The following is a 24,686-nucleotide window of genomic DNA, read 5'->3' on the forward strand; positions in this document are numbered from 1 at the left end:
TTTTTGTATGATGGAAATTTATCCGGCTAATTTCCTCATAATCCATTCGATAGGACCTCTAGAAAATTTCTTTCTCCATAACACACTAATTAAAATGCTGAAAATGAAAAATGCAGTAGCAAATAATAAAACGAATAGTAGTGATTGATTTTCCATTCTATTTAATAGAATTAATGTCCCAATACCGATAAATACATGACTGACATAATGAGTTAATGTTAATTGTCCTGTTTGTACAATGGAAGTGACAAACCAATTATTTCTATATTTTTCAGCGATATAGAGGCAAATGATTAATATAGCAATAGAGGATCCTGTAGCAGATAAAATATATAATACATTTGGTAAGATGGGTCCTGTATTAAATAAAAATGTGGCGGCCTCTCTGCCGATGTATGGAATAAAAAAGTGTGTAAGTCCTTTTGATAAAAGTTCTGTCAATATTGTGATTGTAATACCGAGTAAGAGTAATCTTTTTTTTATTTTTTTATTATGAAGATCTAACCTGCCAATTAACATACCGATTAAGAAGAACGAGAACCAAGGGAAAATAGGGTGATAGCCATTAAAGAATAAGTTGCGAAGAAAACCCTTTATTGTCCAGAAGTCTACATAATTTATAAATGGAGTTGGACCTACCCAACCCTCGAAAGTATTGAAAGTAAGCTGAAGAGATTGTGCGAACAATAAAATAATGATAGAAAGAAAAAGTAATAGTTTTTTGCGTACTGTCATGAGTAATGCAGCAACGAAAAGGTAAACACCATAGTAGTGTAATATATCCCCAGTCCACTCCATTACATATAGTAGTAATCCTAAAATAAATAAGAAAAGTGATCGTTTCCATATGGTCTTTCGGCTATTAGAAATTTTTATTTGTTCATTGCTAGCAACGGCTGACCTAGTCATTAAAGTTATACCGATGCCAGCAAGTATAACAAACAAAGCAGAGGCTCTACCTTCAAATAGTGACATGAAGGTTATTAAAAAAGGGGGACCATTTCCTTCTGCACCTGTTATCACCATGAAATTAACAAGTAGCATACCAAACATCGCCCAAGCTCTAGCAAAATCTAAGCCGATAATGCGTTTTTTTATATTCACTTCAACCCCTTCTTTCAAAAATGTTATTTACAGCTTCAATCCAAATTTGTTTATAATCTATCTTTGCATCAATCATCATAAAATTTCCGATATTATCAAGCACTAATGCTAACATATGAGCTTTTGAAACTAGATTTTTATTTTCAATTAATTGAAGTTCATTTGCTTTTGTAAGGAGTACTTCAAATCCATGTAAATATTCTGTTTGCACAGTTAGTAATCGATCTTTGTACATCTTGTTTCTTGAAGATAGTAATACATATTCTTGTAGCACTCGGTTAAAATAAGGGTCGTTTCGCTGTTCATCAATTATTTTAAGGCCAATTGCAATACATTTTTCAATAAAATTTGATTTTGTAAACTCTTCTGTATGGAAATACGAAGAGAACTGCATAGCTTTACATAATTCAGTAAAAATACATTCAATTAAAGCATCTTTAGACTTAAAGTAGTAATATATAGATGGTTTTGCGATACCAACCTCCTCACCAATCATTGTATAAGTTGTTTTAACAATACCGTACGTAGCAAAAAGGCGATAACTTGCTTCCATTATTGAAGAGAGTGTTTCTTCACTTTTACTCATATAGATCCTCCTAAAAAAAGGTTATTTAAATCGTATCATTTACAAGTGATTTTTTCAACCTACCGTTAGGTAAAAAATAGCCTATTTTTTTAAACAGTAATATGAAAAGCTTTAGGGATAAGGAATGGATTTAGAAATTTCTTTCTAAAGTATTGTGTTCACTTTACACATAAATATTGAGAAAATTTCACTTACCCTAAATGGAAAGGTAATAGAAGTGTTCATAGAGAATTACTCGTAGATTCAATTTTTATCCATCCGTTTTGCGGGGAATCATTGCCTAGTGGTAATGGGATAAGGTTGAGCTACTTTATTAGGGGGAGTGGTTCTATGTTTAATAAAAAAATGGTGGCAATGGCAATGACTGTGCCGTTAGTAATGGGGACAATTTCTACGGTTTCGGCATTGGAAAAACAACAGCAAGTAAAGTTAGAAGCTTATTCGCCACAGAAAAAAGCAACTGAATATTTAAAAGAAAATGCTGCGCAGTATGGATTGAAAACAGATCTTTCAGACTTGCAATATATTTCTACAACAGAAACGTCAGTAGCTTCATATGTTAGGTTCCAACAAGTTGTTAATGGTGCACCTGTATTTTCAAAACAAATAACAGTTACGCTTAACGGAGAGGGAAAGGGAGTACTCGCTGTTTCTGATTATCAGCCTGTTACAGGTGTGAAGGAAGTAACGACAAAAATTAGTGAAAAAGATGCAATACAAAAATCAATGGCGTATGTTGGAGAAGCAAGTGAGCAAAATTTATGGGCTCCTACAGATAAAGAGTTCGGATATATTGTTGAAGAAGGAATTGCTCGTCCAGTATATAAAGTTGTAGTCCATTCTAATAATCCATTTGGTGCATGGGAAACATTTATTGATGCAGAAAATGGAAAGTTAATTAAAAAGGTTGATATAAACCGAAAAGCTGAAGGGTCAGGAAAAGTATTTTTACCTAACCCAGTCGTATCTAGCGGTAGTAAAGTAGGCTTAAAAGATAATAACGATGCAGATTCAACAGCTCTAACGAACCAACTGAAAACTGTTACGTTAAAAGGTTTAGATGGAACAGGATTTTTAATTGGAGAATATGTAACGATTTCTTCAAAAGCGAAAACAAAATCTACGAATTTACAATTTAACTATACACGCGCAAATGATAGCTTTGAAGATGTTATGTCGTACTATCATATCGACACATTGCAACGTTACATTCAAAGTCTAGGTTTTAAAAATATTAATAACCGTTCGATAAAAGTGAATGTTAATGGTACAACTGATGATAACTCATTCTATTCTCCATCAACAAAAGCTTTGACTTTCGGTACTGGCGGTGTTGATGATGCAGAAGATGCTGGTATTATCGCACATGAATATGGGCATTCGATTCAAGATAACCAAGTTCCTGGCTTTGGTAGTTCAGCGGAAGGTGGAGCGATGGGAGAAGGATTTGGCGACTTCTTAGGTGCTACATATGAAGATGCAGTATCGACTACTGGATATGGTAAAGCATGTGTTGGAGAATGGGATGCGACAGCTTATTCTAGTTCAGATCCAACATGCTTACGCCGATTAGATACGAATAAAGTATATCCGAAAGATATAACGAATGAAGTGCATGATGATGGTGAAATTTGGGCTCAAGGCCAATACGAAATGGCACAAGCTTTTGGCCGTGATGTAGCAACAAAAATCATTTTACAATCACACTGGTCATTAACACCAAACTCTAAATTCAGTGATGGAGCGAAAGCGATTAAGCAAGCGGATGCTCTTTTATATGGCGGACAACATGCTGCTGATATTGATCGCATTTGGGCAGCGAGAGGCATTAGTACGAATTAATATAAAAAGTCGTGGCGTTTATAAGCCACGACTTTTTAATTTGCTTACGAACTGGTACTAGTAAATAAAGCTATATCAATGATAGTGTGAATATATCCGTATCCCATTTATTTTTTAGCTTCTTTAAAAACAAAATGCTCTTTAAATTTTCTAGACTCAACTTTTTGACCATTTCTCATGGAGCGGAAAGGGTGTTCTTGCCATGTAATAATTACATCAACCTCATCCGCTTTTGTAGCAACAGGTAAATTAGCGTGTTCAAATCCAGTTTTTCCACTTGCCAAACGACTTTCCTTTAGGGAAAAGAGTTCATATTTCGTTTTCTTATTTGGTTCGTTGCGGAATACTTCGACGTTTACATTATATACTTCATTATTCCCGACATTCTTTACTGAAAAATGATATGTTTGAAATTCATCTTTTTTAGCTTGAAGCATATTCTTGTTTGTTTTTTTCGGTTTATCAATATTCACTTGCCATTGATCAGAGTTTTGAGAGATTGGTAAAGATTTTGGTGAATAGGCATACGTTTCGTTTACTACAATTAAGCAAAACAAAAGGAGAAAGAAACTAATTGCTTTTTGCATAAACACACCTCGCTTTAAAATTTTTATTAATATGCGTAAATGAATTAGTTTTTATGTAAAAATTGGAAAATATTAAAGGTGTAATTTTGGATTTAATACATAAGAATATGTATTACAAAATTAACTTTTCACACTTTAGAAGAATCTAGGAGTTAGAAAATCAGAATGTTTTAAAAAAGGCTTGCATTTTATAAAGTAAGGAGTTAGAATACTCTGTAAATATAAAAAGTGATGATCAGGAAAAGTACATGGTGCAAAGATCTACAGAGAGCAGCCGGTTGCTGGGAAGGTTGCGATACCGCATGATGGAAAGACACCTGTGAGTGTTGCTTTGAACGTGATTATTAGTAAAAGCAAACGGTACCTACCGTTATCAGGGCTAAGATGGTCAGTATGACAATTTGGGTGGTACCGCGGAAAAAAATCCGTCCCTATTTATAGGGGCGGATTTTTGTATTCTTTGAAAGGGGGTGAGTGACCGTGGATGATGACGATGACAACAATAACGTAAATAAATATAAAATTACTGGAGGGAAAAATAATGGATTCAATAATGAAGCGTTCACTCACAAAAGAATGTACAAAGCAAAGTGGAAAGGTTGTATTACTTCAAGGATGGGTAAAAAAAATTCGGCACCTTGGAAATGTTAGTTTTTTATTATTACGGGACAGAACAGGAGTAATTCAATGTGTATTAGAAAATGAATTGGCCGGATATAAAGTTGATGTAGAAAGTGTTGTCCATGTAATCGGTGAGATAGTCGAGACATCGAAAACAGAATTGGGTGTTGAAGTACTTGCTCATGAAGTGAAAGTAATAAACGGTGCAGAGCCACTTCCATTTGAAATAAATAAAAAGAAGTTACAAGTTGGCTTAGATCAACTACTTAATGAGCGAGTAATATCATTAAGGCATGAGCGAACCGCAGCGATTTTTAAAGTGAAATCTACACTCGTTCAGAGCTTTAGTGAATTTCTTATAGAGAACGATTTCATACGGATCTTTACGCCGAAAATTGTTTCGCAAGGGGCAGAAGGAGGAGCAAATGTTTTTAAGCTTCCATACTTCCAAAAAGAAGCTTATTTAGCACAATCACCACAGTTTTATAAGCAAATGATGGTGGCAGGTGGGTTAGAACGAGTTTTTGAAATTGCACCTGTATATAGAGCGGAACATCATAATTCTTCCCGTCATTTGAATGAATATATATCGTTAGACGTAGAACTTGGTTTTATTCATGATTTTTATGAAGTGATGCAACTAGAAACGGATGTTTTACGATATATGTTTCAACAAGTAGCGAAAAAATGTGAAATAGAACTACAACTATTACAAATAGAAGTACCTGTTATTACTGAAATACCTAAAATTACATTGTTAGAAGCACAAGAAATTTTGAAAAGTAAGTATCGTAAAGAATCTCCTGTAGGGGATTTAGATACAGAAGGTGAAAAGTTACTAGGGAAATATGTAAAGGAAACATATAATAGTGAATTTGTTTTCATTACACATTATCCGAAAGAAGCGAGACCGATGTATACGATGCAAAATAAAGAGAATCCAGCTATTACTGATTCATTCGACTTATTATATAAAGGGCTAGAAATAACGTCAGGGGCACAGCGAATTCATAATTATGAATTGTTACTCGCTTCGTTTAAAGAAAAAGGATTACATCCAGAGAAATTTCAATCTTATTTAAATACATTCCGATATGGTTGTCCACCACATGGAGGTTTCGGAATTGGGTTAGAAAGGATTGTATATAAACTATTAGAATTAACAAATGTACGAGAGGCTAGTGCTTTTCCGAGAGATTGTACTCGTCTTATACCATAAAAAGAATCTTTGCGATTATCGCGAAGATTTTTTTTTAGTTCGTTTGAAAAGATGAAAATATAGACCCTTTCTTTTGCTAATAAGCTTAGTAAAAGTGAGTTATCAATATGAACCATTTCGACAAAAAATCAATATACCCCTTGACAGTTACAAATATAACCGATATACTTCATATTAATTTCAAAAGAAAATATATTCTAAATATTACAATGTGTTGAATAGGAGTAGTAAGGTCATGTATTTGTACAGAGAGCTATGGGTTGGTGTGACATAGTCAAATGACATCCTGAACTCGCCTAGGAGCAGTAAGGTGGAACGGAATTACATTCTTAGTAAATCTTAACGGTTAACCTTCGATATTAGGTTTGTAATCAAACGATTACTACTAAGGTGGATTCATAATGGAATCAATAAGGGTGGTACCGCGTTAAGTAAATGGCTTAGCGTCTCTTTATATAGAGATGCTAGGCCATTTTTTTATTATATGGAAGAAGAAATGGAGGGTTTATTTGAATAGGTTTATAAAATTTATTTATTTATATAAAAAGATTTAATTAGGAGGAAAATGAGATGAAACAGACGGAGCAATGGACTTCGAAATTAGGTTTTATAATGGCGGCAGCCGGATCAGCAATTGGACTTGGTGCGATATGGAAGTTCCCTTATATCGCTGGGAAGAGTGGGGGAGGAGCGTTCTTTTTAATATTTATATTATTTACTGTTTTAATTGGACTACCGCTACTTATAGCTGAATTTATGATTGGACGCAGTACGCAGAAACAAGCAGTTGGAGCATTTAAAAGCATCGCACCAAATACAGGATGGCATTGGATTGGACGCCTTGGTGTTGGAACGTGTTTTATACTACTTTCATTTTATAGTGTTGTAGGTGGATGGGTATTAATTTATTTATTCAGAGGAATAACTGGACAACTGATTACGCCAGGACAAAATTACGGCACATTATTTACTGAAACAATTGGGAATCCTGCTTGGGCTATTATGGGACATTTCGCTTTTATGTTCATTACGATATGGGTTGTATCAAAGGGTGTACAAAACGGAATTGAAAAAGCAAGTAAATATATGTTGCCAGCATTGTTCGTTTTATTTGTCGCTCTTATTATTCGTTCGTTAACACTTGATGATGCAATGAAAGGTGTGAAGTTTTTCTTACAACCAGATTTCTCAAAGATTACTTCGGAAAGTATTTTGTTCGCAATGGGGCAATCATTCTTTGCAATTAGTATCGGGATTTCAATTATGGTTACGTATAGTTCCTATTTAAATAAAAAAGAAAGTTTACCAAAATCAGCAATAACAATTGTTGGATTAAATTTATTTGTTTCATTATTTGCAGGTCTTGCTATTTTTCCAGCCGTATTTTCATTAGGAATGGAGCCAACAGAAGGACCTGGATTACTATTTATCGTATTACCATCTGTATTTAGTCAAATCCCATTCGGTGGATTTTTCTTAACAGTATTTCTTGCACTATTTACATTTGCGACATTAACATCAGCATTTTCTCTACTAGAAACTGTTGTTTCAGCATTAGCAAATGGTGAACAAGAAAAGAGAACGAAATTATCATGGCTGATCGGTTTCGGCATTTTCTTAGTAGGTATACCATCAGCGTTATCATTTGGAGTATGGAGTGATATTACGATTTTCGGAAAGAATATTTTTGATGCAGTAGACTTCTTATCTAGTAATATATTAATGCCACTTGGAGCACTATTTATTAGTATTTTCGTTTCATTCAAAATGGAGAAGAAGGTACTAGAAGCAGAGTTTTTTGTAGGTGGAAATTATGGAAAGAAAGTATTTACTTGTTGGGCATTTTTACTTCGATTTGTAGCACCACTTGCAATAATTATCGTCTTCTTAAATGTAATAGGAATTATTTAATATTAAATGTTATAATATTCAGTAAAAAAAGGGGTGGTGATCATAAAGGAAAATTTGATAGAAGCAGGGAAATACATGAATATTAGAGGGAAAAAGCTATACGTTGAAACACATGGAAATCCTAAAAATAAGCCAGTCTTATACTTGCATGGTGGACCAGGAGAAAGTTGTTATGATTTTTCATTTCATCAAGCGGAACGTTTAAAAGATTCTCTATATGTAATTATGATAGATCAAAGAGGTGTTTGTCGCTCAGAAGAAATTACTGAAGACGAAGCTTTTGGATTAAATGATTTGATTGAAGACTGTGAGGAATTAAAAAAAGTATTACAAATTGAGAAGTGGTCTATAATTGGACACTCTTTCGGTGGATATGTAGCATTGCTTTATGCGTCGATATATCCAAGTTCAATAGAGAAAATAATATTTGAAGGACCAACTTTTAATTTTGCATTAACAAGTAGGGCTTTGTTACAAAAAACAGGGCATTTATTAAAAAAGTATGGAAAAGAAGAAATAGCAAAAGAATGCTTTGCTTATTCATCTAGCGATGCTAGTTCAGAAGAGTTGTTAGAAGCTTATATAAGATTAAGCGCTGAATTAGAAGAAAAAAGAATGGAGATTTACAATAATAAGGAAGATAGGACAGATGAGAGTTTATACAGTGATGAAGAGTGGGAAATATTTTCAAATCGCTCCAAAATTCACTTTGATAGATTAAAATTAGAGGGAGCATGTCATACATCATTATTATCAAAAATAAAAGATGTACAAAATCTAATGTTATTAATAGTAGGAAAACATGATGTAGTAACGTGTGAAGAACAAATTAAAACATTTAATAAAGATGCCCGAAACGGCAAGTATATCGTATTTGAAGAGAGCGGTCATTCACCTCATTATGAGGAAGCAGATAGATTTGCAGAAACAGTCATACATTTTTTGAAATGAAGAAAAGGGTGCTTCTATAAATGAGAGGCACCCTTTCTAAATTTCTGGATATGTGATTGTGATGCTAGGCCACTTACTTTGCCAATTCTTTTTTATAACTCTGTTTTTGTACATATGTAATCGTTCTTTCGATTTAAGAAAATGAGCTGTTGGTTTCACTTGTAAGGAAAGGACATCTTCAATACCACATGGGGCTGTTAAGATAACGTTGTTTAGTTCATCAAGTGTAACTCCTAAAGCCGTTGCTGTTTCAGGGAATTTAGATATAGCATTAACAGAAGAAGAATATGGTGGCATATTATTCACTACATGCATACGAGCTTGATTTTTTACAGACCAAGGGATAGTAGCATCAATATTCATTAATTTCGTTTCTAATGATTGTTCGTATATCTCATCTTGATGTAGACTATCATAATAAATCACATCAACATCAGGCATAGCCGTTTTAGCTTCATAGTCATGTAAAGTATCCCAAATTTTGGAACGAACAAATCCGGCACAAATCCACCAATCAGGTAGCTCTAGTGATTTTGCCATTTGTAATACATTCATCATCCATTCGTCGTTTTCTATTAAGCGAATGATATCTTGTTCTGTTTGTATAGTCATTTGTTATCTCACCTGCTTTTTTTTAGAGAGTAAATTTAATTCATAAGCTTTATAATCCATGTAATCCAGTAAGCACCTGGTATGAATAACAGTTGAGCAAGTAATGTACCAAAAAGTCTAGAAATCATTAGCCAAGCATACATTTTACTCATTGCTTCAGCACCTTCTTCTGATTGAAGAGCTCGCTCTGTTAAAAGAGCAATACGTGGATCCAGTAGCACTGTTAATAAAATAGTAGCAAAACCATTAATAAGACCAGAAGCTGTAGTGGCTTTTGTTGCGAAAGCTGGAATTAAAAAAGAAGCATATAGTGCGGAAAGAACTCCCGCTGTATAAATTGCAGTAGCGAACATGTTAATAAGCATTATACGCTTTGGAATACCGCCGATACGCAGTCTATGAATCATTTCTAACTTTGGAAAGCGGACATATTTTTTTGTGTACTTTAATTTTTGAATGTTATTCGTTTTCATCATTCGAATGAAAGAACCGTCTGTTTCAAAGTTTTGAATGACATATCCAAATAGTTTTGTCAAAGTTGGATACAGTATAATCGCAAGCAATGTACCGATAGAAGCAGATAATAGTACAAGACGTATAATATGCTCTAAATCAATAGAAGGATCTAGTTTTGCTTCGTCCACAATCCCGCCAAGTAAAAAGGCTTGTAGTAAGTTTGACGTTCTTGAAATGAGTAATACGATTCCTACGACGGATAATGCGACAGCAATCTTCTTTAAACGAACCCCCGCTAATCGAATACTATAAGAGCTTGTTTCAACTGCGTGGATTACAATTGTGAAAGCCATTATAAAAATTAACGTAATTGACATTTGTTTCACCAGTTTCTATTAAAATAATTGTAACTTTTTTACTTTATCATATCTATCGTATTTTGTAACTGAAAGTATGTGACATATGGAAATTGATTTTTCGAAAAAATAGATAATGATAGTATAATAGGGAGAAGTGGAAGAGATGTTAGCAGTTATTTATACAGCAAATTAAGTGGAGGAATGAAACATGTATAAAACATTTCTATTTGATTTAGATGGAACTTTAACGGATCCGAAAGAAGGAATTGTAAATTCGGTTTTGTATGCGTTAAAAAAAGTAGGAATTGAAGAAGTACATATAAGTGAGTTAGATTCATTTATAGGTCCTCCTATTCAGCAATCATTCGTAGAGAGATATAATATGAGTGAAGGAGAGGTTGAACGTGCAGTTTTTTACTTCCGTGAGTATTTAAAGCAGCGTGGATTGTTTGAAAATAATGTATACGAGGGGATTCTGAAGCTCTTGCAACAATTAAAAAGTTCAGGGAATCGCATATTTGTAGCAACTTCAAAGCCCACTGTATTTGCGAAACAAGTTATAGAGCATTTTCAATTAACGAATTATTTCGAAGACATCATTGGAAGTAATTTAGATGGTACGAGAATAAAAAAAGAAGAAATAATTGCTCATATTTTACAAAAAAATGAAGAACTAAATAAAGAAGAAATGATAATGATTGGTGATAGAAAGCACGATATAATAGGTGCAAATCAGAATGGAATTGCTTCAATTGGTGTTTTATATGGCTATGGCTGTGAAAAAGAACTGACTGAAGTTAGTGCGACCTACATAGTGAAAGATGTTGAAGAACTGTATCATTTTTGTGTAGAGAAAAATTTAATACAGCAGTAAATATAGATTCTAGCAATCCCTTTATAACGTATGACGATGAATTCGTTTCTGTTTAAAGGGATTTTTCATATGTAATCGAATAATTATAATTAGACATTTTTAGCATAAAAATTTGTATGAATAAGAGGAGGGATGTCAGAATTAAAAGGTTAGTAGAAATTTATCAATAAAATTTAGAATATTCTGTTTAATGGAGGGGTAAAATTGGAGTTAGTTATTATATTATTAGCACTAAGTTTACTTATGTTCGTAGCATACAGAGGTTTTTCTGTTATTTTATTCGCACCGATATTTGCATTATTTGCAGTATTTTTGACAGAACCTAGTTATGTATTACCTTTCTTTTCTAATATCTTTATGGAGAAAATGGTTGGATTTATAAAATTATATTTTCCTGTGTTTTTATTAGGAGCAATATTTGGAAAAGTAGTGGAAATGTCAGGAATTGCAGATTCTATCGCAAAAACAATTATTGAGTTAGTTGGTGAAAAACGTACTATATTAGCGATTGTATTAATGGGGGCTATTTTAACGTATAGTGGTGTTAGTGTGTATGTAGTAGTGTTTGCTGTTTATCCGTTCGCAGCTAAGTTGTTTCGACAAGCTAATATTCCAAAGCGTTTAATCCCTGGAACGATTGTTCTTGGAGCAGTAACGTTTACAATGGATGCGTTACCTGGATCACCACAAATTCAAAATGTAATACCTACAACATTTTTTAAAACGGATATTTATGCTGCACCGATACTTGGGATTGTAGGAGCAATTTTTGTTCTTACAGTAGGTTTACTATATTTAGAGAGTAGACGTAAGAAGGCAAAAGCGGAAGGTGAAGGATACTTTGGTTTTAATGATGGAAATACTGAAATGGCAGCATCTTTGCAAGTAGAACAAAAAAATATGCCATTAACTAATAACATTGAAATCACAAGAGCACAACAACTTATTGCATTTATACCACTTATTTTAGTAGGTGTAATGAATAAAGTGTTTATTATTATGATACCGAAGTGGTATCCAAGCGGTTTTGATTTTTCTGCAATTGGTATGAAAGCATTTGGAAAAGTAGAATTAAGTGCAGTAGTAGGAATTTGGTCTGTAGAATTGGCACTTATTATAGGGATCTTAACAACGTTATTATTATATTGGAAGCGAGTAGTAACAGGTTTCCAAGCTGGATTGAATACAAGTATTGGTGGAGCGCTACTTGCAACGATGAATACAGGAGCTGAGTTTGGATTCGGTGGTGTCATTGCAGCACTTCCAGGTTTCGCAATTATGAGAGATGGCATCTCTGCTACTTTCACAAATCCGTTAGTGAATGGTGCAGTAACGACGAATATTTTAGCTGGAATTACAGGCTCGGCATCAGGAGGAATGGGAATAGTATTAAGTGCAATGGGAGATAAATTTATTGCAGCGGCCAATCAATTTGATATTCCATTAGAAGTTATGCACCGTATCGTATCAATGGCATCAGGAGGAATGGATACACTACCACATAACGGGGCTATTATTACTATTCTTACAGTAACAGGATTAACACATAAACAGTCATATAAAGATATATTTGCTATTACAATTTTGAAAACGGTTGCTGTATTTTTAGTTATCGCATTCTATACTTTAACAGGACTCTATTAAAAAATTTGAATCGTAAAGATTCATCAAATCGATAATTTATGTTATAAAATATTAATTAGGATAAGAAGGGGTGGGGGACTTGCAAGAGGTTTCTGAGTTTCGTATGCCAAAGTCGGTATTATATGGAAGGAATTCGCTTGAAAAACTGGGAGAACAATCAAAAAAGTTAGGGAAAAGAGCTTTTATAGTTACTGATACAATTATGGAGAAATTAGGATATGTTGAAAAGTGTATGCAACAACTAAATAAGAAAGGTATTACTGTTAGTACATATAATAAAGTGGATGCTGAGCCTACAAATATACACGTATTAGAAGCGTTATCTCTTTGTAAAGAGGAAAAGTGCGATTTTATTATCGGTATTGGTGGTGGAAGTTGTATTGATGCTGCGAAAGCGGTAGCGGTTTTATATACAAATGGTGGAGAAGTTGAGGATTATGTCCAAAAGGATATTAAAATAGAAAACAAGCCACTACCACTTATTGCAATTCCAACAACTTCTGGTACTGGATCGGAAGTTACAAGTGTAGCAGTAATTACGAATAAAAAAACAGATGTAAAAATGATGATGAAGCATCCTAGTTTTATACCGAAAGTAGCAATTATAGATCCAGTTTTGACAAGTTCGTTACCCCCACAAATTACGGCAGCAACAGGAATAGATGCGTTATGTCATGCGATTGAAGCTTATATTTCTAAATTTTCACAACCACTTACAGATGTACTTGCTCTTTCAGCTATTGAAAGTATTATGAAATATTTACGTATAGCATATGAAGATGGACGTAATATGGAGGCAAGAGAAGCGATGATGATTGCTTCTTTACAAGCTGGAATTGCATTTTCTAATGCATCAGTTACATTAGTTCATGGAATGTCAAGGCCAGTGGGAGCATTATTTCATGTACCGCATGGAATATCAAATGCCATACTATTACCTACAGTGTTAGAGTTTACAAAAACAAGTGCAATGAAAAGGTTAGCAAAAATTGGACGTAGTTTAAATAAGGATTTGTATTCGAATTCTGATGAGGAAGTAGCAGACTACACACTTGGTGAAATAAAAAAACTTTGCTTTGATCTTCGTATTCCAAATTTAAAAGAATACGGAATCGATGAAATTGAATTTGAAAATGCTATTTCTAAAATGGCATCAGATGCAATTGAAAGTGGTAGCCCAGCTAATAACCCACGTGTTCCATCATATGATGAAATCAAAGAGCTGTATCGAGAGTGTTTTAATTATAAGTATAAAGAATTTATAAAAACATCAGATTGTTAATTTCAGAATATTCTATAAAAATTTCCTTGGAAATGAAAGTAGAATTATTCTTTATTATTTCCATATTTCCGTTAAAACAAGACTTTATATTCCAAACTTAAAGTCTTGTTTTATTGTGTATAATATACACAATAAAACGTTGTTATTAGTTTTATAAAAATAGTTTAGGTAGGTGTTTATATGAAAACGATAGGTCTTATAGGTGGCATGAGTTGGGAATCAACTTCTGAATATTATCGAATTATTAATGAAGAAATAAAAGAGAGATTAGGAGGGCTACATTCAGCAAAATGTTTGATTAATAGTGTGGATTTTGAAGAGATTGAACGATGTCAGTCTAGCGGAGATTGGGATGGTGCTGGAGAAATTCTAGGGAATGCGGCATATTCATTACAAAAGGGAGGAGCAGACTTTATAATCATTTGTACAAATACAATGCATAAGGTAGTTGAAAAAATAAAGGAAAAAATTGATATTCCAGTCTTACATATTGCTGATGCAACTGCAAAAGAAATTAAAAGAAAAGACATTCAAAAGGTTGGTCTGCTTGGAACTAAATATACAATGGAGCAAGATTTCTATAAGTCACGTATTGAAGAGCATGATATAAAAGTAATAGTACCATCAGGAACAAATAGAGAAAAAGTAAACGAAGTAATATATACAGAATTATGTTTAGGAAAAATAGTAGTTCAATCTAGAGAGTATTATAAAAGGGTTATAGAAGAATTAGTACAAGAAGGAGCACAAGGAATTATATTAGGTTGTACGGAAATAGGTTTATTAATAAAGCAAGAAAACGTATCAGTCCCGATATTTGATACGACCCATATACATGCAATTGAAGCAGTCAAGGTAGCTTTAGATAAATAGATTATAATTATATTATGTAAACTTAATTCGTATATCTGGAAAACATTCAGAAAATACTTTATAATGTAAGTGGTTACATTTGAGGGGGAATGCGTATGTTTTCAGTTCAACCAATCGCATTTGTACATAATGAAAGAAAGGAAATAAAAGATGATGAGTGGGGAGAAGTAAGATCCCGTATAACTTTAACTGAAATGTATGCAGAAAAAAGTATACAAGGGATTGAAGATTTTTCTCATATTGAAGTTGTTTTTTATTTTCATAAAGTAACTGACGAGCAAATTCAGTATTTTGCTAGACATCCTAGAAATAATAAGGATTATCCTGAAGTAGGTATTTTTGCACAGCGCGGGAAAAATCGTCCGAATCGCATAGGTGTAACAATTGTAAAGGTGATCAAAAGAGAAGGTAAATCAATTATTGTTGAGGGATTAGATGCTATTGATGGCACTCCTATATTGGATATAAAACCAATAATGAAAGAGTTTATGCCGACAGAAGAAATACACCAGCCTAAATGGGCAACGGATATAATGAGACAGTATTGGAAGGGGAATGTAGTAAAATGAGAATATATGAAGCAACAATTGCAGATTTAGATGGACTGGCATCAGTTTTTAATAACTATCGCATGTTTTATAGACAAGATTCTGATTTAGAAGGGGCAAAAGTATTTTTACGAAATCGAATTGAGAGAAAAGAGTCTGTTATTTTCGTAGCAGTTGAAGACGACGAATATATTGGATTCACGCAACTATATCCATCATTTTCTTCCATTTCAATGAAAGAATTATGGATTTTAAATGATTTATTTGTACAAGCGACGAAGCGTGGAGCCGGAACAGGTAAAAAATTATTAGAAGCTGCTAAAGAATACGCATTAGAAAATGGAGCAAAAGGTGTAAAATTGCAAACAGAGATTGATAATTTATCAGCACAACGATTATACGCTGAAAATGGCTATTTGAGAGATAATCGTTATTTCCATTACGAATTAACGTTTTAAAAAATTAAGTTGAAAGAGGCATTTTCAAGAAAAAGAATTTCTTTGTAATGAGAAATTCTTTTTTATTTTTGCCTAAATTAAAAAACATGACAAAAATAAAACGATATTTATTTATTGTTAAACAATAAATGTTGTGATAAAATTATGTTGCCATTAAATAAGTGAGGTATTGTAAATGAATCTTAAACGAAGTTCAACAATGTTCTTAAAAGTAATTATTTTTCTTGCTGGAATTTCAGTGCTTGCTTTATGCATATTTTTAGTGCCAGAAATGGCGGATTTCACAGCGAATTTGTATCCTAACATTGCTCCGATAAAATATCTTGTTTTCATTGTAATGTATGGAGCAGCTGTGCCTTTTTACGTTGCTCTTTATCAGGCTTTCAATCTTTTACAGTACATTGATGAGAACACAGCGTTCTCGGAATTATCAGTAAAGGCGTTAAAGAATATAAAGTGCTGTGCAATTACAATCAGTGGTTTGTATGTATTAAGTTTGCCACTTTTTCATTTTATAGCGAAAAAAATGGATCCTCCTATTGGGTTAGTGGGACTCATTATCGTTTTTGCTTCGCTCGTTATCGCCGTTTTTGCTGCTATCCTCCAACGACTTCTACAAGAGGCAATTCACATAAAATCAGAAAATGATTTGACGGTTTGAGGTGGCGGATATGACAATCATTATTAATATTGACGTCATGTTAGCAAAACGAAAAATGAGTGTAACGGAGCTTTCAGAGAAGGTTGGAATTACGATGGCGAATCTTTCTATTTTGAAAAATGCGAAAGCAAAAGCGGTTCGTTTTTCAACATTAGAAGCGATATGTAAAGCTTTGGAGTGTCAGCCAGGGGATATTTTGGAGTATAAAAACGATGAGAATACTCAATAAAAACAGATAACAAATGTAAATAATAGAAGTCAATAAAGAAGGGATAGCCACTAAGCTATTCCTTCTTTACGTTAATTGCTGTTACTAATAAAAAATATAATTTGAATTGCAATGTTTGCGTATCAAAAGGGAACTTGCTACCTTTTGAGGTGATCCGTTTTGTGGAATACAATTATTTGCCAAAAAGGCTATTTTAACTATGTTTTAAATTATTTCGGGTGAATCAAAATTTTCATTTGTATTATAGTTGATTTAAAACCCAGTTTGTTGCATCTTCAAAGTTATCTGCAATGTAGTTTGGTTCAATATGTGCCCATTTGTCTCGGTACGTATGCAAAGCATCATACCCAGCGCCTGTTCGGACTAGAATCGTAGTCGCATTTACTTTTGCTCCTGCAACAATATCAGTCCAACGATCACCAACTACAGCACATTGTGTTAAATTAAGTCCATGTTTTTTTGCTGCTTTAAGCAGCATGCCTGTACTTGGTTTACGGCATTCACAACCATCACCGTGTTTATGAGGACATACATAAATATCATCAAAACCGAAGCCTTCTAATTCTTGTACAAAATCGGCTACAGTTGCTATTCCATCTGCGATACCGGGTTGATTTGTGAAAGAGAAAATTTTTATATTTTTAGCTTTTAGTTTTTGCAAGGATGTTTTTGTGAATGGAAATAATGTAAAAGATCCTGGATAATGTATTGTAGTGTCACCACCAATTGTACCGTCACGATCAATGAAAATTGCTTTAATGTTTGTCATAGTTATAGTCCCTTCACTTTATAAAGTAGTTTAAAAATATTTTACAAATCGGTAGCCATTTACTTCATAACCTAATTTTTTGTAAAAAGGATGAGCTTCTACTCTTTTTGTTCCACTAACTAGCCATGTGCCAATGCAATTATGTTTCTTTGCTAATTGCTCGGCATAATCCATCAAAACTTGTCCAATGCCTTTCCGTCGTATGTTAGAATCAACGCTAATAATTGAAATCTCTCCATAACGTGTTACATCTTCTAAATTTTCACGTATACGAAATCCAAGTAATCCAAATATAGCTTCTTCTTCCTCGTAAACATATAAAAAATCAAACGGACTCATTTGTACGAATTGTAGGCGGTTGTTCATATCTTCATAGGAAATAGAGGAACCTTTTAATTCTTTCGTTAAAGAACAAAGTGCGTCTATATCATCTATCGTTGCTTCACGAATTTGAAAAGACATATTATCAACTCCAATAAAATGTAATCAAACATTTAATATTCTGTTAAAAAATGTTTTTTCCTGCTATGAAAATAAATATTTTATAATGATATATAGATAGTTATATGTTATTCTTTTCCTTGATTGTATTGGAAATGGAAAGAAGGGGAATGCATGTTAAAAGTAAATATCCGCTCAGCTGGATATGAAATAGGCGAAAAAACAATTCATGATATAGTTTTTTCTATCGAAAAAGGTGAACTAGTTGCTCTTATTGGAGCAAATGGTGCTGGGAAAAGTACGACGATTAAAACGATACTCGGATTACTTGTAAATATGGACGGTGAAATATCATTCGGTGAAAAGAAAAATCCGTATGCATACGTACCAGAACATCCAACATACTATGATTACTTGACGCTCTGGGAACATATTGAATTATTAATGGCAGCTCGTGGAAGTGAAATGGGAAGTTGGGAAGAACGAGCGGAACAATTATTACATACTTTTCGAATGAATAAGCATAAACATGAGTATTTATCAAAGTTTTCAAAAGGCATGAAACAAAAGTCTATGCTAATATTGGCGTTTTTAACTGAGCCAGATTTTTATATCATTGACGAACCTTTTATCGGTTTAGATCCAGTAGCTACGAAAGAGTTTTTAAATTATTTATATAAAGAAAAAGAGCGCGGGGCAGGAATTTTACTTTGTACGCACGTATTAGATACTGCTGAAAAAATTTGTGAAAGATTTTTACTCATTTCACAAGGTACATTAGTCGCAGATGGACATTTAGAATCTATTCAAATATTAGCGGAAATGCCGGGTAGTTCATTATTAGACTGCTTTGATGTAATTGTAAGGCGTGAACAACATGATTAAACAACAATTTTATAAGAGATTACGCCATGAACTTGAGCGGAAATGGAAGTCTATACGTTCGGTAACAGATTGGACAGTCGCATTATATATTATTATTCCAGCACTTATATTTATGGGAATCTATTATCGATCGCTATGGATAAATGAATTATCAACGGAAGAGACGATTTATTTCGGATTAGGATTACTCGCATTTTATCTAGTAACATATCCAAGAGGAGTTCGTTCATTTTTTGAGCAAGCGGATAGTTTATTTTTAATTTCGTATGCAACACATATGCGAAAATTAGTCCAGTATGGCATGATGTACACATTTGTTCGAATAGCGATAACGAATATAATAGTAGTCGTTATTATGTTACCAGTGTTGATGAAAAGTATCGAAGTAACAGAGATACAAGTCCTATTATTTTGGGTATTCTTTACTATATTTCGATTTATGTTGTCGTTGTTAACGAGATTTGTTCATGTACATGTGGGGAAACGATGGGTTTTATGGATTGTAAAAAATGTAGTATTTTCTATGAGCGTGTCCTTTTTTGGAATTAGTTTATTTTTTATTTATAAAAATCCGTTGTATTCAATTCTATTTATCGGTCTAGTAATTTTCTTAAGTAGTGTATTAGTAAAAGAGAAAATGAATTATAAAAAGTTCTTTTTTAAAGAAATCGAGAAAGAAAAGGAGGAAAGCATGCGCTGGACGAGCGGAATTATGCAAGTTGGTGGTCATGCGGCTAAACCGAGTAGTTCGAATAAAAAACCGTGGATGTTTCCGCGCTCTAAAAGACTTTTAGGGAAAAAAGCTGATTCTCGTATTGTCGAATCTTTTTTGAAAGAATTTTTCCGTACAAGTACTGCACGAATATTTTATATTCAAATTGTATGTATCAGTACTGCAAGTATAATTATGACTCCAAGGTGGATTGCAGCTATTGTTCTCGTATTTGCTGTAGTTGCAATTTCTCGCTATGCACGTGATTATTGGAATGAATTTACGAATAAGATGTTTCTTCGTTTATATTGTGATGAAGGGAAATTACTATTGTTAAGATGGAAGGCAGATCGTTATTTACTACTACCAGCAATACTTTTATATGGAATAGTTATACTTTCACAGTTTTATTTATTGTCAGCTGTGGTAGGCAGCGTTGTTTTTATTTTATTAATTGTATGGATTGTATTTGTACCAGTAAAAAAGAGCCAGTGACGGCTCTTTTTCTAGTCTGTAACACATTGATAAATAAAATATACTAAAACGAGTATACTTGCGGCGGAATACATGACATCTAAAGTCATCTGATCGCCTCCTTATTGTTGTTGTATTTTTATTGTATGAAATCTTACAATTTCATATTCAAGTGAAAAATATGTGAACGTTAACAAAATTGTAAAGTGCAAAAATTACAATCATTTTGTATAATAGAAGAAACCACCGTTATATAAAAAATAATGAGTGAAAGGGGAGGGAACATAAATGCCAAATTGGTTTAGAAAAACCTTAGTCGCATTAATTACCGTGTTTACATTTGGTTTAGTGACGCCTCCTTCCATATTACTTGATAATGCCAAAGCTGCGGACAAGCCTACGAGCACAGCTGGGCAACAAAGTTTGGAGAGCACGTCCTATACATATGAAGAAACGAATGACAGGTTAACCACCGATACTTTTATTACTTATGCAATGCAAGAAGCAGAGAAGCAGTCGATGCAAAAGTTTGGTACTAAAATTGGTCCAGTAATTGAAGATGAGTTTAAAGATGTAATATTACCGAAAATTGAAGAGGCAATTGCTGAGCTTGCTAGTGATGTACCAGAAGATTCACTACAATCATTAGCGATTTCTCAAAAACCAGCTGGTGGAAATAATGAGAAGATTTTTCACGTCTACGATACGAAATCTGGAAATGATTTATTGCGTTTCCATGTAAGAAGAGATCATCCACCGCAAGATGGTTATTATTTTAATTTCCATTACCACCGTTTTGATGATGGATACTCTGGACATCATGAGTTAGGAAATATTTATTGGAATACGAATGTACCACCGAAATGGTTGTCTTAAAAAGAACAAGAGAAAATCTTGTTCTTTTTTATTTTTATAGAAGGGACAGACAACTATGTTGTTGAATAACATAGGTTTAGAAAAAAGAAGCAAAGGGAGTATGGGAATGCAAAAATATATTGTTTTTGACTTTGATGGCACATTAGTAGATTCACAAAATATATTTGTACCGATTTATAATCAACTTGCTGAAAAACATGGGTATAAAGCAGTAAAGGAAGACGAAATTGAACATTTACGTAAATTAACGATGCCAGAGAGATGTAAACAACTTAATGTACCACTGTATAAACTACCGATATTAGCGTTGGAATTTTATAAATTATATCAGCCTGCTATAAAAAATCTCGTTTTGTTCCATGGGATGAAAGAAGTATTAGATGAACTACATAAAAAAGGCTACGGAATTGCAGTCATATCATCGAACTCAGAAGAGCATATTCGGGCGTTTTTACACAAGAATGGTATCGAAAATATTCAAGAAGTGTATTGTTCTAAAAATTTGTTTGGTAAAGATAAAATGATAAAAAGATTTTTGAAATCAAAAAAAATAACAGAGAAAGATATGTTATATGTCGGTGATGAACAGCGAGACGTAGCAGCGTGTAAAAAGGCTGGAGTGAACGTAATTTGGGTATCTTGGGGATATGATGTTATTGAAACAGTGAAAAAAGATGCACCAGATTACATGGTTCATAAGCCGATGGAAATTGTGCAAGTAGTACAAGGAGCGTATTCTTAATATGAATACACTGCGAGCAGGCATTCATCATATTGAATTTTGGGTAGCAAATTTAGAGGAATCCATTTCTTTTTATAATAAGTTGTTTTCCATAATTGGGTGGAGAAAGTTAAATGAAGTAGCATATAGCACAGGAGAAAGTGAAATATACTTTAAAGAAGTAGATGAGGAAATTGTAAGGACGTTAGGGCCTAGACATATTTGTTATCAAGCTATTCATAGAGAAGTAGTTGATGAAGTAGCAGATTTTCTTTCTAGTACGAAAGTCAAGGTAATACGTGGTCCAATTGAAATGGATCATTATTCGGAAGGTTATTATACGATTGATTTTTACGATCCGAATGGATTTATTGTAGAAGTTGCCTATACACCAAATGCAGAAATGTAAGGGGAATAGATATGAAGATAATTACAGCATGGCAAAATAATATACAAATAGTAAAAGATGCAGTGGATATTAAAGAAATTTCTAAAGGTTTTTCGCCTGATAAGAAATATATAATTACGAGTACGAATAATGAAAAATATTTATTGCGGACAGGCGATATAAAAGAGTATGAAAGAAAGAAAATAGAGTTTCAAATTTTAAATGAAATGCAAAATCGTAGTGTGCAAGCACAAAAACCAATTGAAATGGGTTTGTTGGCAGAAGAAGGTTTATGCTATGGCATTTTTTCATATTTAGAAGGGGAGGATGCGAAGAAGCTATTGCCTACGTATTCACCAAAAGAACAATATGATATTGGTATAGAGGCAGGAAAAGATTTAGCAAAAATGCATACATATGAAGCTCCTAATAATATACTTCCATGGTATGAAAGAGCAATGAAAAAACATAGTAAATATTTAGAGGCATATAAAACATGTGGAATAAACATAAAAAATGATGATAAAATCATAAAGTTTATTGAAGAAAATGAAATATCTTTAAAGAACCGCCCAAATCGATTTCAACACGATGATTTTCATTTAGAAAATATAATTGTACGGGATGGAAAATATGTAGGTGTTGTTGATTTTAATGGCTACGACTGGGGCGACCCACTTCATGATTTTGTGAAAATTGCACTGTTTGCAAGGGACATTAGTATTCCGTATTCAATCGGACAAATAGAAGGATACTTTAATAGGAAAATACCAGAGGAGTTCTGGAAATTATACACAGTGTACGTTGGCATGACAGTTTTCTCCTCAGTTGTCTGGACATTACGAGCAGCACCGCATATGTTAGAGGATATGTTAGAGCGTCTTACTATAGTTTTAGAGGATCATAATAACTTTGAGTTATCGAAGCCAATTTGGTTTCAACCAGATAAGATTGATATGAAATAGAAAAGGTAGGTGTGATTCGCACCTACCTTTATTTTTTACCATCAAAATACTTATTTAATTTTCTTAAATGTAAGCGGCTGAGTACTTAATGTAGCTGGTACATGTAACTGAAGGGATGGGAATTCACCACTTACATTCATTTCATAAGCGAATAATAAGCTCATTTTCATTTGGAATAAGTCAACTTTTGCAGAGAAGATGTCGTAATGATGATGCCCTAATTGAATATCCATTTCCATAAATTGTGCATATAACGAATCATCTCGTTTGTATACTTGTAATGTTCCGTATGCAGGATGTTCAAAAGTACCAGTATAATCCTCTAACTTGTGCGAAGGTGTAGTCCCTTTAATTTGTTCAGGGAGGGATTCAGTTGCTTCTTTCATCATTTCCTTCATTTTTTTAGTATCTTCTACAGCACGTTTATGCCAATCAATGGATTCTAATTCAAGTAGTTCGTCATAAATTTGATTAGCGAGATAAGTAGGAAGTAATGTTCCTCCAGCATTCGTTAAAATGACAAGGCCTATGTTTTCTGTTGGTATGAATGAAACAAGCGCTGAAAATCCATCGATATTACCGCCATGATGAATCACTTTTTTACCACGATAAGCGCTAATAAACCAACCAAGACCGTAACTATTTAATGGAGATTCAGGGAGTGATAAAACCGGTTGGTCTGGAATTGAATTGTGTGGTGTATACATTTGTTGTAATAATTCAGAGGAGATTAATTCATGATCTCCAAATTTTCCTTCATTTAAGTGGAGAAGTACCCAATGTGCCATATCTTCAATTGTGGAATTAATACACCCAGCAGCGCCAACTGTATCGATGTTACGGAATGGAACTGCTTTTATTTCACCGTCATTTTCAATGTAAGGTAAAGCATAATCATCTGTAGTTTGTGAATCGTTAACAGAGAAGTTTGTATGTCTCATATTTAAAGGTTCTAAAATATGTTCTGTAGTGTACTGCTCCCACGTTTGATTTGTAATGTTTTCAACAATGTAGCTAATTGTTGCATACATTAAGTTGTTATATAGAAATGCAGTCCGGAACGGTGCATCAAGTGGTAAATGTTTTATTTTTTCAACGAGATCTTTTCGAGATAAGGAAGAACTGTACCAAAGAGCCTCATGACGACTCACTCCAGTTCGATGAGAAGCTAAATCCCGTCCTGTAACTTGTGAGCTAGCAAGTAGTTCAGATAAAGTAAAGTTAGGTATATAAGACTGGATAGGGGTATCCCAATTAAACTTTTTTTGCTGTGCTAACAAGCTTAATGAAAGTGTGCCAAATGCTTTCGTTGAGGAACCGATTGCGAATCGAGTATTCGGTGTAACAGCCTCTTTTGTTTCTATATTACGATAGCCAAAACCTTCTGAAATAATAACTTCACCGTCTTTTATAACAGCGACAGCAGCACCAGGAACATTTAAATCCTTCATCATTTTTTCAACCGTTGTTTGTAAAGAAGTCATAACAGGCGTTTCAATTTTAGACATACTTCTAACCTCCAAATATAAATTTTGTTCTACCGCACTATACTTTCGGTAATAGAAAATGAAAACCTTTTTATATTCGGAAAGTTAATAATTTTGTAAGAATTAGCACAAGAAATTTTATTAATTAGGA

The 24,686-nt window shown here is 33.4% G+C and carries 26 protein-coding genes and 2 other annotated features; of the genes, 18 read left to right on the forward strand and 8 right to left on the reverse strand.

What is annotated here, in order from left to right; translation table 11 throughout:
- Nucleotides 1-18: 18 nt before the first annotated feature.
- Complete coding sequence (locus GD442_RS10345; RefSeq protein ID WP_001022158.1) at nt 19-1,104, reverse strand: DUF418 domain-containing protein; 1,086 nt, start codon at nt 1,102-1,104, stop codon at nt 19-21.
- Between the two features lies 1 nt (nt 1,105).
- The gene (locus GD442_RS10350; protein WP_000045224.1) at nt 1,106-1,690 is read right to left on the reverse strand and encodes a TetR/AcrR family transcriptional regulator; all 585 of its coding nucleotides are present in this window, start codon (nt 1,688-1,690) and stop codon (nt 1,106-1,108) included.
- Nucleotides 1,691-2,020: 330 nt separating this feature from the next.
- Between GD442_RS10350 and GD442_RS10355 the strand changes: the two genes are divergently transcribed.
- Nucleotides 2,021-3,532 (forward strand): M36 family metallopeptidase, encoded by a 1,512-nt coding sequence (locus GD442_RS10355; protein WP_000482274.1) that lies wholly within the window; start codon nt 2,021-2,023, stop codon nt 3,530-3,532.
- 107 nt (nt 3,533-3,639) lie between these two features.
- On the opposite strand, the gene GD442_RS10360 is transcribed toward GD442_RS10355, so the two are convergent.
- A complete protein-coding gene (locus GD442_RS10360) occupies nt 3,640-4,119 on the reverse strand; it encodes a hypothetical protein (RefSeq protein ID WP_001167906.1) in 480 nt (159 codons plus the stop codon).
- Between the two features lie 222 nt (nt 4,120-4,341).
- Nucleotides 4,342-4,555 (forward strand) — a binding site (T-box leader).
- 105 nt (nt 4,556-4,660) lie between these two features.
- Between GD442_RS10360 and aspS the strand changes: the two genes are divergently transcribed.
- The 3 genes from aspS to GD442_RS10375 all read left to right on the forward strand — a co-directional run bounded on the left by aspS (nt 4,661) and on the right by GD442_RS10375 (nt 8,821).
- Nucleotides 4,661-5,959 (forward strand): aspartate--tRNA(Asn) ligase, encoded by a 1,299-nt coding sequence (gene aspS / locus GD442_RS10365; RefSeq protein WP_000377341.1) that lies wholly within the window; start codon nt 4,661-4,663, stop codon nt 5,957-5,959.
- Nucleotides 5,960-6,164: 205 nt separating this feature from the next.
- Nucleotides 6,165-6,413 (forward strand) — a binding site (T-box leader).
- Nucleotides 6,414-6,529: 116 nt separating this feature from the next.
- A complete protein-coding gene (locus GD442_RS10370) occupies nt 6,530-7,870 on the forward strand; it encodes a sodium-dependent transporter (RefSeq protein ID WP_000814537.1) in 1,341 nt (446 codons plus the stop codon).
- 75 nt (nt 7,871-7,945) lie between these two features.
- Nucleotides 7,946-8,821: an alpha/beta fold hydrolase gene (locus tag GD442_RS10375; protein ID WP_001026102.1), complete on the forward strand. Its 876-nt coding sequence runs from the start codon at nt 7,946-7,948 to the stop codon at nt 8,819-8,821.
- 36 nt (nt 8,822-8,857) lie between these two features.
- Here the strand turns inward: GD442_RS10375 and GD442_RS10380 are convergent, their stop codons facing one another.
- Together GD442_RS10380 and GD442_RS10385 are read right to left on the reverse strand one after the other, a co-directional pair.
- The gene (locus GD442_RS10380) at nt 8,858-9,433 is read right to left on the reverse strand and encodes a nucleotidyltransferase family protein (RefSeq protein ID WP_000155287.1); all 576 of its coding nucleotides are present in this window, start codon (nt 9,431-9,433) and stop codon (nt 8,858-8,860) included.
- Between the two features lie 35 nt (nt 9,434-9,468).
- Nucleotides 9,469-10,266, reverse strand: coding sequence for a lipid II flippase Amj family protein (locus GD442_RS10385; protein ID WP_000028911.1), 798 nt, complete (start codon nt 10,264-10,266; stop codon nt 9,469-9,471).
- A gap of 190 nt (nt 10,267-10,456) precedes the next feature.
- On the opposite strand from GD442_RS10385, the gene GD442_RS10390 reads away from it, so the two are divergent.
- The 8 genes from GD442_RS10390 (at nt 10,457) to GD442_RS10425 (ending at nt 16,817) form a co-directional block, all read left to right on the forward strand.
- The gene (locus tag GD442_RS10390; RefSeq protein WP_000278485.1) at nt 10,457-11,122 is read left to right on the forward strand and encodes an HAD family hydrolase; all 666 of its coding nucleotides are present in this window, start codon (nt 10,457-10,459) and stop codon (nt 11,120-11,122) included.
- Nucleotides 11,123-11,326: 204 nt separating this feature from the next.
- Nucleotides 11,327-12,766 carry a GntP family permease gene (locus GD442_RS10395; RefSeq protein WP_086407996.1) on the forward strand — a complete coding sequence of 480 codons (1,440 nt, stop codon included), beginning with the start codon at nt 11,327-11,329 and terminating at the stop codon, nt 12,764-12,766.
- Nucleotides 12,767-12,845: 79 nt separating this feature from the next.
- Nucleotides 12,846-14,048 carry an iron-containing alcohol dehydrogenase gene (locus GD442_RS10400; RefSeq protein ID WP_001158673.1) on the forward strand — a complete coding sequence of 401 codons (1,203 nt, stop codon included), beginning with the start codon at nt 12,846-12,848 and terminating at the stop codon, nt 14,046-14,048.
- Nucleotides 14,049-14,228: 180 nt separating this feature from the next.
- Complete coding sequence (locus tag GD442_RS10405) at nt 14,229-14,921, forward strand: aspartate/glutamate racemase family protein (RefSeq protein WP_000848563.1); 693 nt, start codon at nt 14,229-14,231, stop codon at nt 14,919-14,921.
- Nucleotides 14,922-15,016: 95 nt separating this feature from the next.
- On the forward strand, nt 15,017-15,490 hold the full coding sequence (locus tag GD442_RS10410) for an SAM-dependent methyltransferase (RefSeq protein WP_000493258.1): 474 nt from the start codon (nt 15,017-15,019) through the stop codon (nt 15,488-15,490).
- A complete protein-coding gene (locus GD442_RS10415; protein WP_001223869.1) occupies nt 15,487-15,927 on the forward strand; it encodes a GNAT family N-acetyltransferase in 441 nt (146 codons plus the stop codon). Before GD442_RS10410 ends, GD442_RS10415 begins: the two co-directional genes overlap by 4 nt.
- A 175-nt stretch (nt 15,928-16,102) precedes the next feature.
- A complete protein-coding gene (locus tag GD442_RS10420; protein WP_001050140.1) occupies nt 16,103-16,588 on the forward strand; it encodes a DUF2975 domain-containing protein in 486 nt (161 codons plus the stop codon).
- 10 nt (nt 16,589-16,598) lie between these two features.
- A complete protein-coding gene (locus GD442_RS10425) occupies nt 16,599-16,817 on the forward strand; it encodes a helix-turn-helix domain-containing protein (protein WP_000152532.1) in 219 nt (72 codons plus the stop codon).
- 241 nt (nt 16,818-17,058) lie between these two features.
- On the opposite strand, the gene GD442_RS10430 is transcribed toward GD442_RS10425, so the two are convergent.
- Both GD442_RS10430 and GD442_RS10435 read right to left on the reverse strand, forming a co-directional pair.
- Nucleotides 17,059-17,586 (reverse strand): HAD-IIIA family hydrolase, encoded by a 528-nt coding sequence (locus GD442_RS10430; RefSeq protein WP_000181785.1) that lies wholly within the window; start codon nt 17,584-17,586, stop codon nt 17,059-17,061.
- Between the two features lie 30 nt (nt 17,587-17,616).
- Nucleotides 17,617-18,048 carry a GNAT family N-acetyltransferase gene (locus GD442_RS10435; RefSeq protein ID WP_000009777.1) on the reverse strand — a complete coding sequence of 144 codons (432 nt, stop codon included), beginning with the start codon at nt 18,046-18,048 and terminating at the stop codon, nt 17,617-17,619.
- A 153-nt stretch (nt 18,049-18,201) separates the two neighbouring features.
- Between GD442_RS10435 and GD442_RS10440 the strand changes: the two genes are divergently transcribed.
- The 6 genes from GD442_RS10440 to GD442_RS10465 all read left to right on the forward strand — a co-directional run bounded on the left by GD442_RS10440 (nt 18,202) and on the right by GD442_RS10465 (nt 23,048).
- Nucleotides 18,202-18,912 (forward strand): ABC transporter ATP-binding protein, encoded by a 711-nt coding sequence (locus GD442_RS10440; protein WP_000921912.1) that lies wholly within the window; start codon nt 18,202-18,204, stop codon nt 18,910-18,912.
- Entirely contained in the window at nt 18,905-20,119 is a 1,215-nt protein-coding gene (locus GD442_RS10445; RefSeq protein ID WP_000595444.1) for an ABC transporter permease, read from the forward strand. The genes GD442_RS10440 and GD442_RS10445 overlap by 8 nt, the downstream gene beginning before the upstream one ends.
- 267 nt (nt 20,120-20,386) lie before the next feature.
- Nucleotides 20,387-20,974 (forward strand): YpjP family protein, encoded by a 588-nt coding sequence (locus tag GD442_RS10450; protein ID WP_001134421.1) that lies wholly within the window; start codon nt 20,387-20,389, stop codon nt 20,972-20,974.
- A 106-nt stretch (nt 20,975-21,080) separates the two neighbouring features.
- Nucleotides 21,081-21,716: an HAD family hydrolase gene (locus GD442_RS10455; RefSeq protein WP_025687389.1), complete on the forward strand. Its 636-nt coding sequence runs from the start codon at nt 21,081-21,083 to the stop codon at nt 21,714-21,716.
- Nucleotide 21,717: 1 nt separating this feature from the next.
- A complete protein-coding gene (locus GD442_RS10460) occupies nt 21,718-22,104 on the forward strand; it encodes a VOC family protein (RefSeq protein ID WP_001094666.1) in 387 nt (128 codons plus the stop codon).
- Between the two features lie 11 nt (nt 22,105-22,115).
- Entirely contained in the window at nt 22,116-23,048 is a 933-nt protein-coding gene (locus GD442_RS10465) for an aminoglycoside phosphotransferase family protein (RefSeq protein WP_000692085.1), read from the forward strand.
- 50 nt (nt 23,049-23,098) lie between these two features.
- Here GD442_RS10465 and GD442_RS10470 read toward each other — a convergent pair whose 3' ends face one another.
- A complete protein-coding gene (locus GD442_RS10470) occupies nt 23,099-24,556 on the reverse strand; it encodes a serine hydrolase (RefSeq protein ID WP_000034343.1) in 1,458 nt (485 codons plus the stop codon).
- Nucleotides 24,557-24,686 lie beyond the last annotated feature (130 nt).

This window comes from Bacillus sp. A260, assembly GCF_009861435.1.
GTDB lineage: Bacteria > Bacillota > Bacilli > Bacillales > Bacillaceae_G > Bacillus_A > Bacillus_A cereus.